The 16,612-nt window shown below is 46.4% G+C and carries 10 protein-coding genes; 1 reads left to right on the top strand and 9 read right to left on the bottom strand.

Translation table 11 applies throughout. From position 1 onward, the window contains the following. Window positions 1-52: 52 nt before the first annotated feature. The 8 genes from ET33_RS12870 to ET33_RS12830 all read right to left on the bottom strand — a co-directional run bounded on the left by ET33_RS12870 (window position 53) and on the right by ET33_RS12830 (window position 13,456). A complete protein-coding gene (locus ET33_RS12870; RefSeq protein WP_161783540.1) occupies window positions 53-1,111 on the bottom strand; it encodes a substrate-binding domain-containing protein in 1,059 nt (352 codons plus the stop codon). A 662-nt stretch (window positions 1,112-1,773) separates the two neighbouring features. Next, window positions 1,774-2,568, bottom strand: a complete 795-nt coding sequence (locus ET33_RS12865; protein ID WP_036681545.1) for a carbohydrate binding domain-containing protein — start codon at window positions 2,566-2,568, stop codon at window positions 1,774-1,776. A 97-nt stretch (window positions 2,569-2,665) separates the two neighbouring features. Next, entirely contained in the window at window positions 2,666-3,433 is a 768-nt protein-coding gene (locus ET33_RS12860) for a hypothetical protein (protein ID WP_036681541.1), read from the bottom strand. Between the two features lie 440 nt (window positions 3,434-3,873). Beyond that, window positions 3,874-4,122 carry an RHS repeat domain-containing protein gene (locus ET33_RS12850; protein ID WP_036681535.1) on the bottom strand — a complete coding sequence of 83 codons (249 nt, stop codon included), beginning with the start codon at window positions 4,120-4,122 and terminating at the stop codon, window positions 3,874-3,876. A 351-nt stretch (window positions 4,123-4,473) separates the two neighbouring features. After that, window positions 4,474-5,427: a carbohydrate binding domain-containing protein gene (locus ET33_RS12845; RefSeq protein WP_152570629.1), complete on the bottom strand. Its 954-nt coding sequence runs from the start codon at window positions 5,425-5,427 to the stop codon at window positions 4,474-4,476. Between the two features lie 953 nt (window positions 5,428-6,380). After that, window positions 6,381-7,067 (bottom strand): helix-turn-helix domain-containing protein, encoded by a 687-nt coding sequence (locus tag ET33_RS12840; protein ID WP_036681531.1) that lies wholly within the window; start codon window positions 7,065-7,067, stop codon window positions 6,381-6,383. 624 nt (window positions 7,068-7,691) lie between these two features. Continuing rightward, window positions 7,692-8,021, bottom strand: coding sequence for a hypothetical protein (locus ET33_RS12835; RefSeq protein WP_036681528.1), 330 nt, complete (start codon window positions 8,019-8,021; stop codon window positions 7,692-7,694). A 14-nt stretch (window positions 8,022-8,035) separates the two neighbouring features. Next, a complete protein-coding gene (locus ET33_RS12830; protein ID WP_036681525.1) occupies window positions 8,036-13,456 on the bottom strand; it encodes an RHS repeat-associated core domain-containing protein in 5,421 nt (1,806 codons plus the stop codon). Between the two features lie 463 nt (window positions 13,457-13,919). Here ET33_RS12830 and ET33_RS12825 point away from each other — a divergent pair, with 463 nt between their 5' ends. Continuing rightward, window positions 13,920-14,135, top strand: a complete 216-nt coding sequence (locus ET33_RS12825) for a hypothetical protein (protein ID WP_036681522.1) — start codon at window positions 13,920-13,922, stop codon at window positions 14,133-14,135. 122 nt (window positions 14,136-14,257) lie between these two features. Here ET33_RS12825 and ET33_RS12820 read toward each other — a convergent pair whose 3' ends face one another. Continuing rightward, the gene (locus ET33_RS12820; RefSeq protein ID WP_036681519.1) at window positions 14,258-16,555 is read right to left on the bottom strand and encodes a glycoside hydrolase family 95 protein; all 2,298 of its coding nucleotides are present in this window, start codon (window positions 16,553-16,555) and stop codon (window positions 14,258-14,260) included. Window positions 16,556-16,612 lie beyond the last annotated feature (57 nt).

The raw sequence follows: 16,612 nt of genomic DNA, 5'->3' as shown, positions 1-16,612 counted from the left end.
TCCGGGGCCGCTGCAGCAGCCCCTCCGTCTCCCGATGCGGTTAATAGTCATATCACTTGCTCTTGCTCATTTTGGCATTCAAATCCGCTTCGAACTTGGCGAGGCCTTCGGGATTGGATCGGCTTAGTAGAATTCCGTCAACGCTTGTCGTCTTCCCTTTGTTCGCGCTCACATCTTCGCCCTTCAAGCCCTTGATCAGCAGCTCCATCGCTTTATATCCCATACTGTACGGATCTTGACCCGCAATCGCCTGCAAAATATTGTCCTTCTCCTTCAGCATTGCGATCAACTGATAGCTCGCATCGGTGCCGAACACATACACCTTGCCCGATTTGCCCGCATTCTTCACCGCCATCGCCGCTCCGATCGTGCCGCCCTCGTTAGCCGCCCAGATGACGTTCACGTCCGGGTGAGCCGTCAAAATATCGCCGACGACGGAGACGGCCTTATCCTGCAGCCATGCGTCTTGATCGGCCACGACCTGCACATCGGGGTTTACTTTTTTCACCTCTTCCAAAAAGCCGTTCACCCGGTCGGTGCTTTGCTGCGGAAGCTGGGACTTGTATTGCAGCACGGCGATTTTCGCTTTGCCTCCCAGCTTTTCCTGGATGAAGCGGGCCGCTTCCTTCCCGGTCACCTGACCGATATTTTTGTTGTCCGACGTATAGCCGCCGACGATGAACGGTGCGTTGGTCAAGGAAATGTTCGTGACGGAAACCTTCACGCCCTTGTCGTCCGCCCGCTTAAGCGCAGCCACCGAGGAATCCTGATTAAGCGGTGCGATGGCGATCCCGTCCAGCTTTTGCCCGATATACGTGTTGATCAACTCGGTTTCTTTTCCCTGATCGTTCCCGGTATTGCCCGTCAAAATTTTGACGCCGGCCGTATTGGCGGCATCCTGATAACCGAGCGATAGCAATTTCATAAACTGGTCTTCCTGAAAGACGACGCCGGCAACAACGAGATTCGCTTTTTTCTCTTCTTTTTGGGCCGCGGTTTTCTCTTCCTTTTTCCCGGAATCGCTCGCCACCGGTGTCTGCCCGCAAGCCGCTAACGAGAAGGCCAGCGTAAGCAATGCCATGGAAACCAAACCTTTTTTCAATCTTTTCACATTCAGCACCCCTGACTTTAGTGTGGATTTGTTCCTGCGGAGCATGCGGTCCGCGGGACCCGAAACCGGCATTTCCAAGGCCGCCCGGCTTCTGTTTTTATTCTAAAATGGACGAAGAAAGCCAACAACAAGACTGTTTTTTTATTTGTTGTATTATTTTTGTTTCTTTGGCGATTCACCCGCCGGCGCGGTGACCAAACGGGCGGATGGGCGAAGGGAAGATTCTAGTGTAAGATAGCACGTTTTATGGCACTGTGACGGATAGCAAAATTTCATTGCTTATTCCTCCGCCACGCGCACATAAAATTTTGTGTGTTAACAAAATGATTTATCACAAAAAAACCCCGGAAGAGATTGCTCTCTAAAACCGAGATTTATCGGAAAATAATTCCAATCTTTTCGTGATCATTGTTAGCACCGGCCATGAAATTGGCATTTTAATTTAATCAGGCTCATCGGTGGTAAACTTTTAATCCCTTTTTTTGGGGATTAGTTGAGGATGAACTCTCACTTAGATCTTTAAATTTATAAACCATTTAAAAACTAAAAGGACAGGTAAGCGTCCTAATCTCTCTACCTGTCCTCTTCAAAATATTCGAATCGTTCCCTATTAGTTATAAATAATTCCACAATAAAAAATCCATTTCTATATTACTTGTCAGCTAATCTATCATTGAAACTTCATCGACGTAGAGTGTCCCGCCGCCACCTTTTGCCAATGCGTCTAACCGGATATGAACGCGGGCTTGGGTTGTTCCTGCCGGAGTTTTAAAAGATCCGATAAGGCTGGTGTAGTCCATATTAGCCTTGTATTCCGCAATATTTTCGCTGCCCAACAAATTATAAGCCGCATCATAAAAGTACACAAATACCGATGCCTTAGCATTCATTAGGTCATTAATTCTCAACCGTCCGCTTAGACTATACGTTGTGCCGCTTTTTACCATCGTATCTTGAAAAATATGCAGGCCTCCGCTTGGTATATTGCTAGCGGCTAACTTCTGTGCACGTTGACCCGCACTTACAGGCCACGTTACTACTTGGTAAGCTGGATTTATTCCGGGATCAGCATACGCATTCCAATTATCCGCTACGCCGATTATTCCTGTACTTTCCTCATAACCACCGTTAATCAATAAATTTGCTGCACTTTCCTTTTTAATCGCAAAAGAGTCCGCATGGAGTGTCCCGCCGCCACCTTTTGCCAATGCGTCTAACCGGATATGAACGCGGGCTTGGGTTGTCCCTGCCGGAGTTGTAAAAGAGCCGACAAGGCTGGTGTAGTCTGTGTTAGCCTTGTATTCCGCAATATTTTCGCTGCCCAACAAATTATAAGCCGCATCATAAAAGTACACAAATACCGATGCCTTAGCGTTCATCAGCTCGCTAATTCTCAATCGTCCGCTTAGACTAAACGTTGTGCCGCTTTTTACCATCGTATCCTGAAAAATATGCAAGCCTCCACTTGGTATATTGCTAGCGGCTAACTTCTGTGCACGTTGACCCGCACTTACAGGCCACGTTACTACTTGGTAAACTGGATTTATTCCGGGATCAGCATATGGACTCCAATTGTCCGCTACGCCGTTTGGTCCCTGTATTATCCTCATAACCACCGTTAATCAATAAATTTGCTGCACTTTCCTTTTTAATCGCAAAAGAGTCCGCATGGAGTGTCCCGCCGCCACCTTTTGCCAATGCGTCTAACCGGATATGAACGCGGGCTTGGGTTGTCCCTGCCGGAGTTGTAAAAGAGCCGACAAGGCTGGTGTAGTCCATATTAGCCGTGTATTCCGCAATATTTTCGCTCCCCAACAAATTATAGGCCGCATCATAAAAGTACACAAACACCGATGCCTTAGCATTCATTAGCTCACTAATTCTCAAACGTCCGCTTAGACTATACGTTGTGTCGCTTTTTACCATCGTATCCTGAAAAATATGCAAGCCTCCACTTGGTATATTACTAGCGGCTAGCTTCTGTGCACGTTGCCCCGCACTTACAGGCCACGTTACTACTTGGTAAACTGGATTTATTCCGGGATCGGCATACGCATTCCAATTATCCGCTACGCCGTTTGTCCCTGAATAAGTTTCGAAACTATAATTCGCCATGATGTTATTATTCACCAATTTATTTAACAAGTTCCCGTTTTGGTCGTAATAGTAACTCACAGAACCATCAGACCTAATTTGTTGGGTTAATTTTCCATTTGAATCATAGAAATAAGTATCGGCTAATGCAGACTGTGTAAAACCAGAAGAAAAACTAATAACAACTACTATCAAAATCAATATTTTTATATATATTTTCGTATTCATTTAAAGTTCCTTTCAATAATTGATAAAAAAGCAACCAATAATCCTGTCTACTAATACCGAGTCAATTCTCGAATAATGGTTAAGTGCACATTAATTTTATCGGGCTTCGTCAGTGGTCAACTGCCAATCAATTTGTCTCTACTTCTAGATCGTGAGTATGCATTCTTCGTTCATCCTCATAAGGGATCGATCCAAGCATATCAAACTTGAAATATTGTTCAAAATTGGTTATGGAGTATAGACAAAATGCATGGAATCAATGTATCTCGCATCATAAAATGCTACGGTCAGCTTGGTTTGTGCGTTGTTTAACTCCGCTGCATATACCTGTCCGTTTAGTCGATACGGTTGGTTAGGCTCTACTTCCAAAGCTTGTAATAGCGCCATGCTTCTGCCATTTAAAGCAGTACTGGTCATCTTCTGTGCCCGCTTTCCCGACATCACATACCTGTCTTCATTCTGGTAGCTTGCCAGAACTCCTTGGCTTTCCAAATTTGCCCAACCGTCAGGAGCAAATTCCCATTGGAATCATAGTCGTAATAAATGGTTCCATTTGAAGTCGTAGCTTCCTTTAATGTTCCTTTACTATCGTAAAGATGTTGCGTTTTGACGTTTGCAGCCATGGTCGTTGAAACCCAACTAATACTAAACATGAAACATATTGAAAAGGAAATGAATCTTTTTAGCATGTAATATGAGTGCCTCCAAGAAGTTTTGTTATGATGTTTTTCAGGGCTTATCTTTTTTTGTTAAATTACACCTTTTCCAGATAGCTTGTGTAAATGTAGCTAGCTTGTAACTTTGTTCAGGAGCTCGCTAGACTTAGAAAAAACACAACACGTGGATTAGTCGTGTTGTGTTCAATGAGAGATTAGCTCGCTGATTTTAGAATAGCCCAATACTTTACCTTCCAAGGTATAGGTGTGATCATTGCGTTAGACCAAAATACGTGTACCTCCTGTTTCCTCAGAAAGACCGTAGTTTATGTGATTGCTATATCTTACTTTGTTATTCTTGCAATCCGGATATCGTCCCTCAAATTAGCTCTTCTTAAAACTAACAGCGTCCATAATGAAGGCTCCCGGTGCGGGTGATTCCAAGTGTAAATGGATTCTAGCCATAACTGCATTACCCGGTGCAGTAGTAATGCCTCCGATTGTTGTCCATGTATTCGTCAAGCCTGTTTCCGCTGGTCTAACATCACTTAGCAGGTTACCCGAAGCATCATAATATTGAACAACCATCTGTACCTTACCGCTAGATAGCGCCGTAATATTTACCAGTCCTTTAATTTCATAGGTACTGTTTCCTGTTATGGCTACTTCTTGGTAAATTCCTCCCAAGCCTGCCATTGATACTTGTTGCGCACGGCTTCCTGATACTACTGGCGTCGTAACCACCTTAAAGTCTCCCGCCGCTCCATATCTTGTCCATCCATCCGCTATTCCGTTTTTTCCTGTGTAGATTTCAAAATTTTCGTTATATAGAAGATTTCCATCTAAGCTCTTCTTAAAACTAACAGCGTCCATAATGAAGGCTCCGGGTGCGGTTGATTCCAAGTGCAAATGAATTCTCGCCATGACCGCGTTACCCGGCGCGGTAGTAAGACCTCCGATTGTTGTCCACGCATTCGTCAAGCTCGTCTCCCCCGAACGTTCATCCCTCAACAACTTACCCGCTGCATCATAGTATAGAACGACCAGTTGAACTTTGCCGCTGGATAGCGCCGTAATATTTACCCGACCCTTAATTTCATAAGTACTATTCCCGGTCACGGCCACTTCCTGATAAAGTCCACCTAACCCAGCCATTGATATTTGTTGCGCTTGGTTACCAGACACTACCGGTGAAGAGATCACTTTATATTCTCCCGCTGCTCCATGCCAGTATCCTGTCCATCCGTCTGCTATTCCATTGGTTCCCGTATAGATCTCAAAGCTTTCATTATACAGAAGATTTCCATCTAAGCTCTTCTTAAAACTAACAGCATCCATAATGAAGGCTCCGGGTGCAGGTGATTCCAAGTGCAAATGGATTCTAGCCATAACCGCATTACCCGGTGCAGTAGTAATGCCTCCGATTGTTGTCCATGCATTCGTCAAGCCTGTTTCCGCTGGTCTAGCCGTAGGCATACCCCAAGAGCCTTTCCCACCTACAAGTCATGCAACGCGCTTAGCACAGCCGTAGAGCCGCAGGGCAGGGGAGTGCATGAAGCCTGCAAATATGCGATTGTCAAAGAGCGCATTTGTTGATTCATGGGGACTATCTAGCCACATGCAGCAGCGGTTGTAAATGGGGTTTTCGAGCATTTGAATTTAAAAATAAAATGATTTAGGGTGGGGAGAAGGCAGTAGCACGCTAACCCCCCAGTGTCTTGGGAAAGCAAAGTACGCCTTCACAGGCGCGGGGGTAGCATGATACCAACGGGAGATTTTTGAGGGAGGGCGGTGCAGAACGTTGTACTCGCATCACTAGACGAACAGAAAGGGGGTAATTTGACGCGATAATATTATTAATAACCCCAAGAACTACCCAACCACCAGAATCGCCTACACAGGCATTCTGTGCGTCTGGTGAACGAATAGCCCGCCGCGGCTGCCGCGGGAGGGGGTCGGGGGAGGGTATGAAAAAGAAGCCTACCGAATGTGGTAGACTCCTTGAAAAAATAGTCCCGAGCACCGCGAGAGGGAATATAATGAGAATTTTAATTCTTTCGTTTAATTTGGTCTTTTAATATTTCTTTTAATTGTAGATGGAATTTACACATACTTATGGACTAATTTTCCGTAGCACATGTAAAATTACATAGGGGTAGGTAAAAGATTCGATTTCAAAATGACTATTTTGGTATTTGAAACCGTAGTATTTATACATCCCTTGACTGATGAAATCATGAGCTACTTATTGGGTTATTAACCCCAATAATAGTATAAGGTGCTTACCCTTATTATCGAAAATGTATCTCATTTAAGTAGCTCTCCAATAATCCGATCATTTCCAAGTAGTTTTCCTTGAAATCCCCTGCCTCCTCCATCATATTAATGAATTTCCTATAATGTTTTTCGTCTTCGACAAACTCATATACAGCCTTTCGCGCACTGTCTAAAGATTGAGGAATATCATACTCTATGATATTTTCCAGCATCATACTTCTCTCATCAGGTTTGCATAATGCATGGTATTTTTTATACCAATCATAAACGCATTCGCTCGCTAGAATATAAGGATTTTGGGAAAGATCACATATACGATAAACGTCAGCCGAAAATGTATGTCTTTTCTTTATGAACCCCTTTTTGACAAGACCCTGAATCATTTTACCAACCGTCTTATAGCTTAGACCCGTGTACATTTCCAATGTTTTAAGTGGAACTTGGCAACATCCTTCATCGTTATTCATCCATGACATAAGTTCCCACAATACCGCTTTTTCGTTCGTGGAGAGAAACAAGCATCGTCTTAACGTCTGTGGGACATTTAGAAAATACGTATTATTAGGCGAAGAACAGACTACCGCGTTCTTATATCGTTTTTTATCCTCGCAGCTAAAGATACCCTTGTATGAAAAAGCCCCCTCGTTGTCAATGTAATCGAATTGATTTTGCAATCTATCCAACCATTTATACACCGCCATAATTCCCCATCCCTTTCTTGACTTTAATTGCTTTCACTTTTTCTATACGAATTGTATTAAAGACAGTTAAGACCGCATAAAAGAAAAATCCCCGCACAATGGCGGGGGGAAGCTTACAGAAACAGATTAGAAAGTCATGCCGAATACAGTCATACCTGACATACAGACTCACTGAGCAATCTATAATTTGACACATCCTACAAAAAGCATCATTACGCTTACCCCATTAAAATCAAGGCTTTGCAGTCAATTATAAGCGCACCACAACACCCCAAAACACCATAGCGGGCGGCGGGGGAAACATATGGCGATTCTTGAATTGTCACATCGGAATAATTCATGGATAACAAGTCAGCCTATAGAACAATCGTAAATCCTAAATGAAATAGATTTAGATTGCCGCACCTCGGCACTCTATGTTGTAAGATACTCCGACTCCGTTCAATCTTAGCGGGGGGGTAAGAATAATCGAATTACCTTGGCTTCGTTATCTCCCGCCTGATTAATTGGTGGTGCTTGGTGCGCGTGAGTTGTGGCGGGCGGTAGCTAAAAAAACAGGTCAATCATGGTAGTTTCGAAAAAAACCTTGACTGAGTGATGAGCACTCGATCAAGGTTTTGAACATTATTCTGCCATCCAAATAATCTTTCCATCTGTAGAAGTTATCTTATTAGGCGGATCGGTATGAAGGGAAATTTCAATAAACGAGCTTTTCCCTTTTTGCAACCAACTATAGATACTTCCTTCTTCCTTAATCGGCTTTGACAATATATTTTTAACTTCAATAACTGCAGCATCGTATTCCATGAACCCACTGTCATTCTCATCTAAACCATTGTCAGTCTCATAAATAGTATCTCTAACACCGAGAATCTTAAAGCCACTTTCCCACTCAATTATTATGTCTTCTTTAGGTATTGAAATTATGGCTCTGATCAAAGAATCATATCCCATATATTCCTCCTGTTTTAAGGCGCTGATGGAACAATGTGTGCACCATCTTTGCCATAATGAATAATTCCTTTTGTCGTTTCTTCATACAAACCAGTATCTCTATTGTAATACTCCCCTATAGGTTTACCAAATTCAACCCTTTCTCGCCCAGGTTTGAACATATCGCCTTTGCCTGCATAACTATCGAGTAATTCTTGTGCGGTCTTATTATCCCCATAGAAGGTGCTCTTGTTTTTACCATTTGACAATTCTTGTTTGTAGTTAGGTGTACCTACGATATGTTTTTCCTGATCCCCATGTTTTACTTTAACTGGATAACCGTCAACTTCACGATAAGGACCTTCTGGTACAGATTTCTTACCATAAGCGGGGCCACCATTACCCTTCCCCTCAGCCTTATTAGCAGCACTTCTCAAAGCATTAGCCTCGGCTTGTACCGTCATTTGAGTTAATACAGGCTCCTCAACTGGTTGGGGAGCAACTCGAATGTTTTGCGAACGTGCCCTACCAGTAGATCCTTTTGAAGTTCCTCCAATGCCAATAGATGGGCCTGGAAGCCCTCCTCCACCACCAAGGCTTGTATCTTCCTCGGCAAAATTACCCGTCGAGTCCTTGTAACGTAAAGGGTTATTCAACACATACGTATACAAATTCAAGCTCAGTGGGTTATCAAGCTTCCCTTCATACGTATCCTGACTCATAAAACGGCCTACGGTCGGGTCATAATACCTCGCTCTAAGGTAAATTAACCCACTCTCGTCATCCTGCGGCTCGCCTGTGTAACGATACGGATTATTCATTCCCTCTGTCTTGCTCAGTACGTTACCCCAAATATCGTAGTTATACGTATTAATAATATTCCCCGCGGCGTCTTTAATCGCAACTACATCACCGTGACCGTTGTAGAAATAGTACCCCGACTTTGCTGTCGTGTTGTCTTGTCTCCACAGCAGCTCGTTCCCCCAGATGTTCCGGGCCTTTACATTGCCGTTCCCATCCAATTCCTCAATCACTTTGCCATTCAAGTACACATAACGCGTAAAATTGCCATTGACCGTTTTCGTTGCCCGCAACCCGTCGCCATAGTAGCTGTACGTTGCTTGCTTACCACTGTTGTTATTAAATGTTTTCAATTGGTTCATTGCATTATAGGTATAGCTCTGATCGTTTTCTGGAAGTGCAATCGAACTGACTGTTTCCATAGTCAATCGGTTACCCTTATTATCATACGTGTAATTGTTCTTTCCGCTTGGAAGGCTCTCTTCCTTAATACGATTCAACCCATCATACACAAATCCGTAATTCGTACCATTGCGATTGATACTGCTTATATTCCCGAATCCATCATATCCAAACGTTTCTGTCCAGTTATTAAATTTCTGGGAGGTCAGCTCCTTAAACGCATCCTTTTTCTTTTCTTGGCTCTGCCCATTTGGGTAACCGATCGTATAAATATTTTCATTGGTCGCCGTCCGGTAGGAGGGGGTTATCGTCATCATATCTGGATAGGATACCGATGTAGTCCGATTCATTGTATCGTACCCATAGGTTACCACTTTGTTATCGGGATAAGTTAATCGGTCCATCCGATCATAAGCATCGTAACCCATTTCATAATAACGCCCGCCAACAGTCTGGCCCTTCATCCGCTTCCATTCATCATAAGAGTAATTCAGCGTTTCATTCTCGCTGTTCCTCATTCCTTCTATCAGGCGGGTCATCGGAGCATAATCTTGTTGTAGCCAGTAGATTTCCCCACCAGACGAATTTGTAATACTTGTACGGTTCGGTTCGTTATATGACGTATACGAATATTGGTATGTTTGACCAGCCTTATCGATGTATTTGCTGGTTAAGCCATTGTTCTTATATTCGTACTTCTCCCGCGCACCGCCTGCATTCGTTTTAACCAACGGCCATGCTAATTCATTATACTTCGTTTGCTTCTGTACAGTTCCGTCAATATACTGAGCAATCACTTTCCCAAAACGGTTGTACACATACGTATACACCTGTCCCGCGTCATCCTGCAGATACGCCAGATTTCCCGAACCGTCATAACGGAAGCGAGTCGTCTGGCTCTTCCCACCACTTTGTACTTGCTTCTCTATGACTTGACCTAGTGAATTATACGAGAATATCGTCGTTCGTTCTTTGCTCGGACTTTTCTCGATTTGCTTGATCGTACGCCCATATGGATCGGTATAGGTCCAAGTCTCCTTTCCGTCTGGTTCTACGGTCTTGGTCGTGCGCTGCAATTGGCTCATCAAACTATTAAATGCTGCGTTTGCATAAGTCGCGGTTCTGGTTTCCGACGCTGCATTTGTCTCCGTCTTCACGCCCATCGGCCCATAGGTGTACGTCGTTTTCAACGAATCTTGACCGTAAGGAAGCTTTTGCAGGACCAGCTTTCCCGTGCTGTCGGTTTTAGCAGTCAGCACTGTGCGGTCTTTGCCTTCCAGGGACCGCTGCTCTAATTTTTCTACTTCTCCATAAGGCGTATAGCTCGTAAAGGTATACGAACCTTCGGGAAGTTTTTTGGTTACTTTCCGCTGGGCATCATCGTACGTGTAAGTCGTTGTCCGACTTTCAGCCTGATTTCCTGAGGCTGGGACGAATTTGCTTTGCGTCAGTCTATCCTTGAAATCGTATTCCATCTCAGCCCGGCTGCCGTCAGGATACGACTGCACGCGGAGCCTGTCTCTTAAGTCGTATCCGTAGGATAACGTAATAGGAGTCTGTTCTCCGCCATCGGCAAGTGAAGCCTTCACCGTTTCTTTCAGTACATGAAGTCCGCTGCCATCGTACTCCACCGCTTTTTCCGTTGCGAGCGGCTGTTGATTGTACTGATTTCCAGAACTGGTTTCTCTAATTATATTCGGTACCAATTTTCCCAGGTCGTATTCATAGTCCGTTACAATCGTATCCGTATACGTTTCACCAGGATTCGACGGATTCGGATACATCTCTTTCTTAGTCGCTTTTTTCAAAAAGCCATAGACGGGACTACATGGTTTCATCCCTTTAATTTCAGAGTCGTAGCACATCTTGGTTGTCGTTGTATCATACTCGTAATCTTCCTGATGAACCGTGCGACCATCCGCGGATGTTTTCTTCAACTGGCTGATTTGGTTGTAAATCCCGTTGTAGGCCCATTCCGTTCGATTGCCTTGCGAATCTTCCTGCTTTATCAGAAATCCCATAGCGTTATATTCGTTCTTTTGAAAAACGGCATAATTCGCTAACGAAGCTGGTACGTCATGGGTTCCATTCATCAAAAAATCCCGTATTTGTTGAGGCTTCGTATCATTGGTTATACCATTTCCCCAACGTTTAACGAGGTAGGGCTTAGTTTTTCCCTCATCGTATTGATACGTCGTCATCTCTGAGGAAGCGATCGTGTACTGGGTTCCATCACTTGAAATGGACGAAAGCGGCGAAGGCTCCGCTACTTGATGATTTTCAGAACGCAGTAAGAAGTTTTCTTTATTGATGAAAAATTTGCGTGTTATGGCATCCGTATAGGTTTTATAATCATATGAAACCGTAGTTTCAACCGTGTCTCCACCGCGGTAAGAGCCGCTTCGAGTTAAATGAAAGTCCCCGCGAGGATTGCCAATTTTGGAATAAAGCCAAATCTCGGGAGCCGCCGTGCTATTTCCAGAAACGGATTCGGTTAAAACCTTTGTTTCCCCGGAGCTATTCGTATACTTATAGTATACGTTAACTACCGGATGATACCCGCTGTACGTAATTACAATAGGATCGCTATAATTACGAATGGTTCCTCTTCTACGATTCTGCTCTTCATAATTTCCGTAGTTTTTCCAATTCGGATCGTAACCCTGATAAGCATACTGCGTCGTAAAACCCATATCGTCCGTTGCTTCTTTTAACAACATGAACTTAACGTTTTCGGAGGTTTGTAAATCATAAGAACGCATACGGTTTGAATCTACACCTTGTCCATTCACTCGGATATCCAAGATAGGGTTACCGCTTGCATCGAGATTAAACTCGTAGTTTCCTTTTGTAGCCCGGTCATTGGTATCAGCCTGCCATTGAGGCGAATCGAGATCGTAGTAGGTATATGATTTCCGTGTTTGATTCATTTTTGTATCGAACACGCTGTCTAATCGGATGCCAGGAATACCTCCAGCTATCGAATGCTTTGATTTTTTATATTGTATGTCATGAGTCAGATTACGATTTGCATCATATACCTGAAAGCCGCTAATACTGCGGGTAGCTTCGTCAAGGGGAAGGCGAATTTCTCTACCCATAGAGTCCGTTATAGTAAACAAGCTGCCAGGACTCGTATATGCGTAAATAATTTTATCTCCAAACTGATTGCTCTTGATAACGATCGGGTTTTCATCAGCAAAAAAATATGTAATTTGGTCATCGATCGTTAGCAAACGGCCCGCCCATACGTGCTGCAACTTGACGTTGGCATAGGGGTGGTTATATGGTGTAATCTCATTTTTTTTAAACTTATAGGTGGTGCCATCCTCCAGCGTGATTATTGTATCTAGCGTGTAATCATCACCGCAATATCTACCTATATTTCCGTATTTACACATTTTCAGGTTTTTTTCCAACTTTGCGGAGATGGTCGGAATATTGAGGTACCATCCGTGAGCGATCTGAACAGACGATAATTGAACGCCTTCCACCTTCCAATATTCAAGTCCGTCAATAAACACTAAATGCTCAACATTCGACATCATCGAATTATACCTTCTTATTAACTTCAAATCTAAGCCGTGCTTTCCTGGCAGGAATAGATCCACATCTTCTTGGATGCTTGAACGATGGATCATATCAACCCCATCACCTGTATTCACTTTATAAGGAAGCGGGTCTTCCGGAGCCTTATACGCATAGCCGGATGTTTCTGCCATAGAACGAAACATCGCTTTTCTTTGATAAACGTCACGCGTTACATTTTCCTTTACTTTAGGGTCGACCAGTTGAGGGACTGGAGGCTTTAGCTTGTCTACTGTAATGGGCGTTAATTTCTGCAAACGTTGTTGGGCGTCTTGCGGAAGAGCTTTGACCTTCTCTTTAGCCTGAGCATCTGTCCATGCCAGCATTTCGATAAGCTGTTCTTGCGTTAGCAATTTGGCTAGATTCGGGTAATCATAAGCAGTTGCCTGAAGCATCTGAGATGTATAGGTTTGGCGGATTTCATTAACTTCCTCTAGAGTAAATACCCCCCACTCTGTAGTAACGGCAGAAGAGGATTCAGGTTTAGCGATCTGAGCATTGGCACCATAGACAAATTGGTATACCGCCTGTGTTACATTCTGCTGAGTATCTGTAACGGCAAGTAACGACGGATTCGCTGCCGCACTACCAAATATTAGGAACAGCGAACTAAGCAATGAAAAGCACAAGAAGAAAGAAATAAGTTTACGATATTTTCTGGACATGTGGGCCTCCTATTTTGATCATTCTCATGATTTTTTATTGTTATAAGGATCTTTACTATGTACTCTTCATAGCTAATAATCTCTACCGTTATCCCATTTTGTAAATCCACTATTATCGCTAGGTTGTGGGAAGAGATTAGTTCCTGTTGGAGGGTCAAACGAATATTTACCAGTTGTTGAAGCATCGAAAGGGAGAACAAGCAGTACTATAAATAAATTCAAAAAAAATTATCGAAATTTTTTTGAAATCGTTAGGAACGTCCATAAAATATTTCCATCACATGTCTGATATAAATTCTACAGGACTACATTACTAATATTTTCCGTGTTAAATTATACCTTTGTCAGATGGTGTCTGTATATAGAGGATTATGTAAAAAAATAAATAATCTCCCCTTCACCTGCTGGCACGGTGACCAAACGGGCGGGCCACTCATAGAATGCATCATCCAAGCCGCGGGAGATGAAGATTGTGAGCAAAGCGAAAACTGCCAAAAAGAACGTCCCGATGTCGTCCATCGACAAAACCAAGTTCAACATGAAGGTGGTCACCTCGGATGTGTGCGCCCGCTGCCGCAAATGCCAGCGCGGACTGCGGTATCTCGAGAAAATGTCCCAGCCGGGCGCCGTCGGCAACGGGGTACCCTGCATCCTGACCAAAGGCAAGGCTTACGTTTAGCGTGGTGCTTGTACCGACGAATCGGCGTCCGGCGAAATGAAAAGGGCAAGGTACGCTTCCGGCGGTTCCGGAATTCGTTCCTTGCCCTTTAGTTTGATAGCTTGCGGTCGGCAGCGCTTCTTCTATCCCTTCAGCACGTACGTCCGCCCGCCTTCCGCCTCGAACATCAGCACGCCGTCGCGGACCTCGAACGTCACCGCTGCGCCGTCCGACACCACGGCCGACACCGCCGTCTGCGTCCGAACCTGACATATGCCGCTATGCCCGGCGCGAATCGTCGCTTCCGTCAGCCGGTGATCGTCCCAAGTCAGGCCGACCTCGTAGCCGCCGCGCGCCCGCAGCCCGTAAACGCGGCCCGCCGGCCAAGCCTTCGGCAGCGCCGGCAGCAGCGCCAGCTCCCCTCCGTGGGACTGCAGCAGCATTTCCGCGATCCCGGCCGTGCCTCCGAAGTTGCCATCAATCTGGAACGGGGGATGCGCGTCGAACAGGTTCGGATACGTCGACTGGGCGAGCAGCGCCGCTACGTTCTCGTACGCCTTGTCGCCTTCGCCGAGCCGGGCCCAGAAGTTGATAATCCACGCCCGGCTCCAGCCGGTATGCCCTCCGCCGTGCGCGAGACGCCGCTCCAGCGTCCGCTTGGCCGCCTCTGCCAGCTCCGGCGTGCGGTGAAGGTGAATCATCTCGCCGGGATGCAGCGCGAACAGCTGCGAGATGTGGCGGTGGCCCGGATCGGCCTCCTCGTAATCCTCCAGCCACTCTATGATCTGGCCGTGCCGTCCGATCTGGGGCTGCGGCAGCTTCACCATGGCTTCCGCGAGTCGCCGGCGGAACGCCTCGTCCTGGTCGAGCGTAGCGGCCGCTTCCCGGCACGCCTCGAACAAGGTGAATGCGATCTGCGAATCCATCGCAGGCGCCATGCATAGATTGCCTGTGACTCCGTTCGACAGCACGAACTTGTTCTCGGGCGATATCGACGGTCCCGATAACAGCCGTCCCTGCCCATCCTCCAGCAAATAGTCCAGCAGGAACTGCGCCGCTTCCTTCATGAGAGGATACGCCCGGTCCGCCAAGAACGAACGGTCAAGCCCGAAGCGGTAGTGCTCCCACAGATGAAGCGACAGCCAAGCTGCGCCCATCGGCCAGATCGAGGCGCTAACCGGAATGCCCTCTACATGCGTATCGCCCCACAGATTCGTGTTGTGGTGCGCCATAAATCCGCCGCAGCCGTATACCTCCCGCGCCGTGACCCGGCCGCTTTCGCGCATCCGCTCGATCAAGTCGAACAACGGCTCGTGGCACTCCTGCAAATGGCACACTTCCGCCGGCCAATAGTTCATCTGCGTGTTAATATTAATCGTATACTTCGATTCCCAAGGCGGCGTATAGTTATCGTTCCATATTCCCTGCAGCGTAGCTGCGAGCGAGCCCGGACGCGAACACGACAGCAGCAAGTACCGCCCGAATTGGAAAAAGGTTTCCACCAATCCCGGATCGTCCTGCCCTTCCTTCACGCGCTGCAGCCGTTCATCCGTCGGCAAAGACACCGCCTCATCCGGCTCCGGCTTCGCCAGCTCCAATCCGACCCGTCGGAAATAGCGGGCGTACTCTTCCGTATGCGTGCGCTTCAACTCTTCGTACGGCAGTGATGCCGCCCTTGCTATCTGCTCCAGGCAGACGGCTTTCGGATCGTCATGCCGGAACGTCGTGCCTGCTGCAAGCAAGAGGGTTACCGCATCCGCGCCCTCCACCGAGATAAAGTCGCCGATCGGCTTTACGACGCCACCCTCAGCAATCGCTTTCAAGACCGCGCTGAAGCTGACGCCTTCCGTACCGCACTCACCGTACATGATCATCGTGTCTTCGCCGTATTTTTGGCTGCCCATATCGAACGGCCGGCGCATCATATGCGTGCTGAACGTGAGGCTCCCGGGCCGGTCCGCCGTCAGTCGGACGGCCAGCACCTGATGGACCGTGCTGCTGAAATATTCCCGGGTATAGCGGACGCCGTCCATGTCATAACGGACCCGTACGAGGGCCTGCTCCAGATCGAGCTCCCGTTCGTAAGCTTGCGGCGGCTTATCGTGCCCGAGCATGTACAGGAGCAAATCGCCGAGCGGCTGGTACGGGTGCAAATATTTGGGCGCCGACATTAACGCCATCCGGGCCAAATGCTCCGCTTCCTGCTGCTTGCCTTCCATCAGCAGCCGCCGAACTTCCGGCACGTTCGCCCGCGCGTCGGGATTGTTCGCTTTTTTCGGTCCACCGTACCAGACGGAATCTTCGTTTAATTGAATTTTCTCCTGCCCTATCGTGCCAAACACCATGCCGCCGAGCCGGCCGCCCCCAATAGGAAGCGCCTCCTCCCACCTGCGGGCCGGAGCTGAATACCACAGCGCCAATCGGCTGGAACGTTCCTTCATCCGTCATCCCTCCCCTATATTCTATTTATTGTAGCCGATCGCTCGGCGCGAGGATAT

This window comes from Paenibacillus tyrphae (genome assembly GCF_000722545.1).
Taxonomy (GTDB): domain Bacteria; phylum Bacillota; class Bacilli; order Paenibacillales; family NBRC-103111; genus Paenibacillus_G; species Paenibacillus_G tyrfis.
This window is presented reverse-complemented; position numbering and strand designations above follow the sequence as displayed.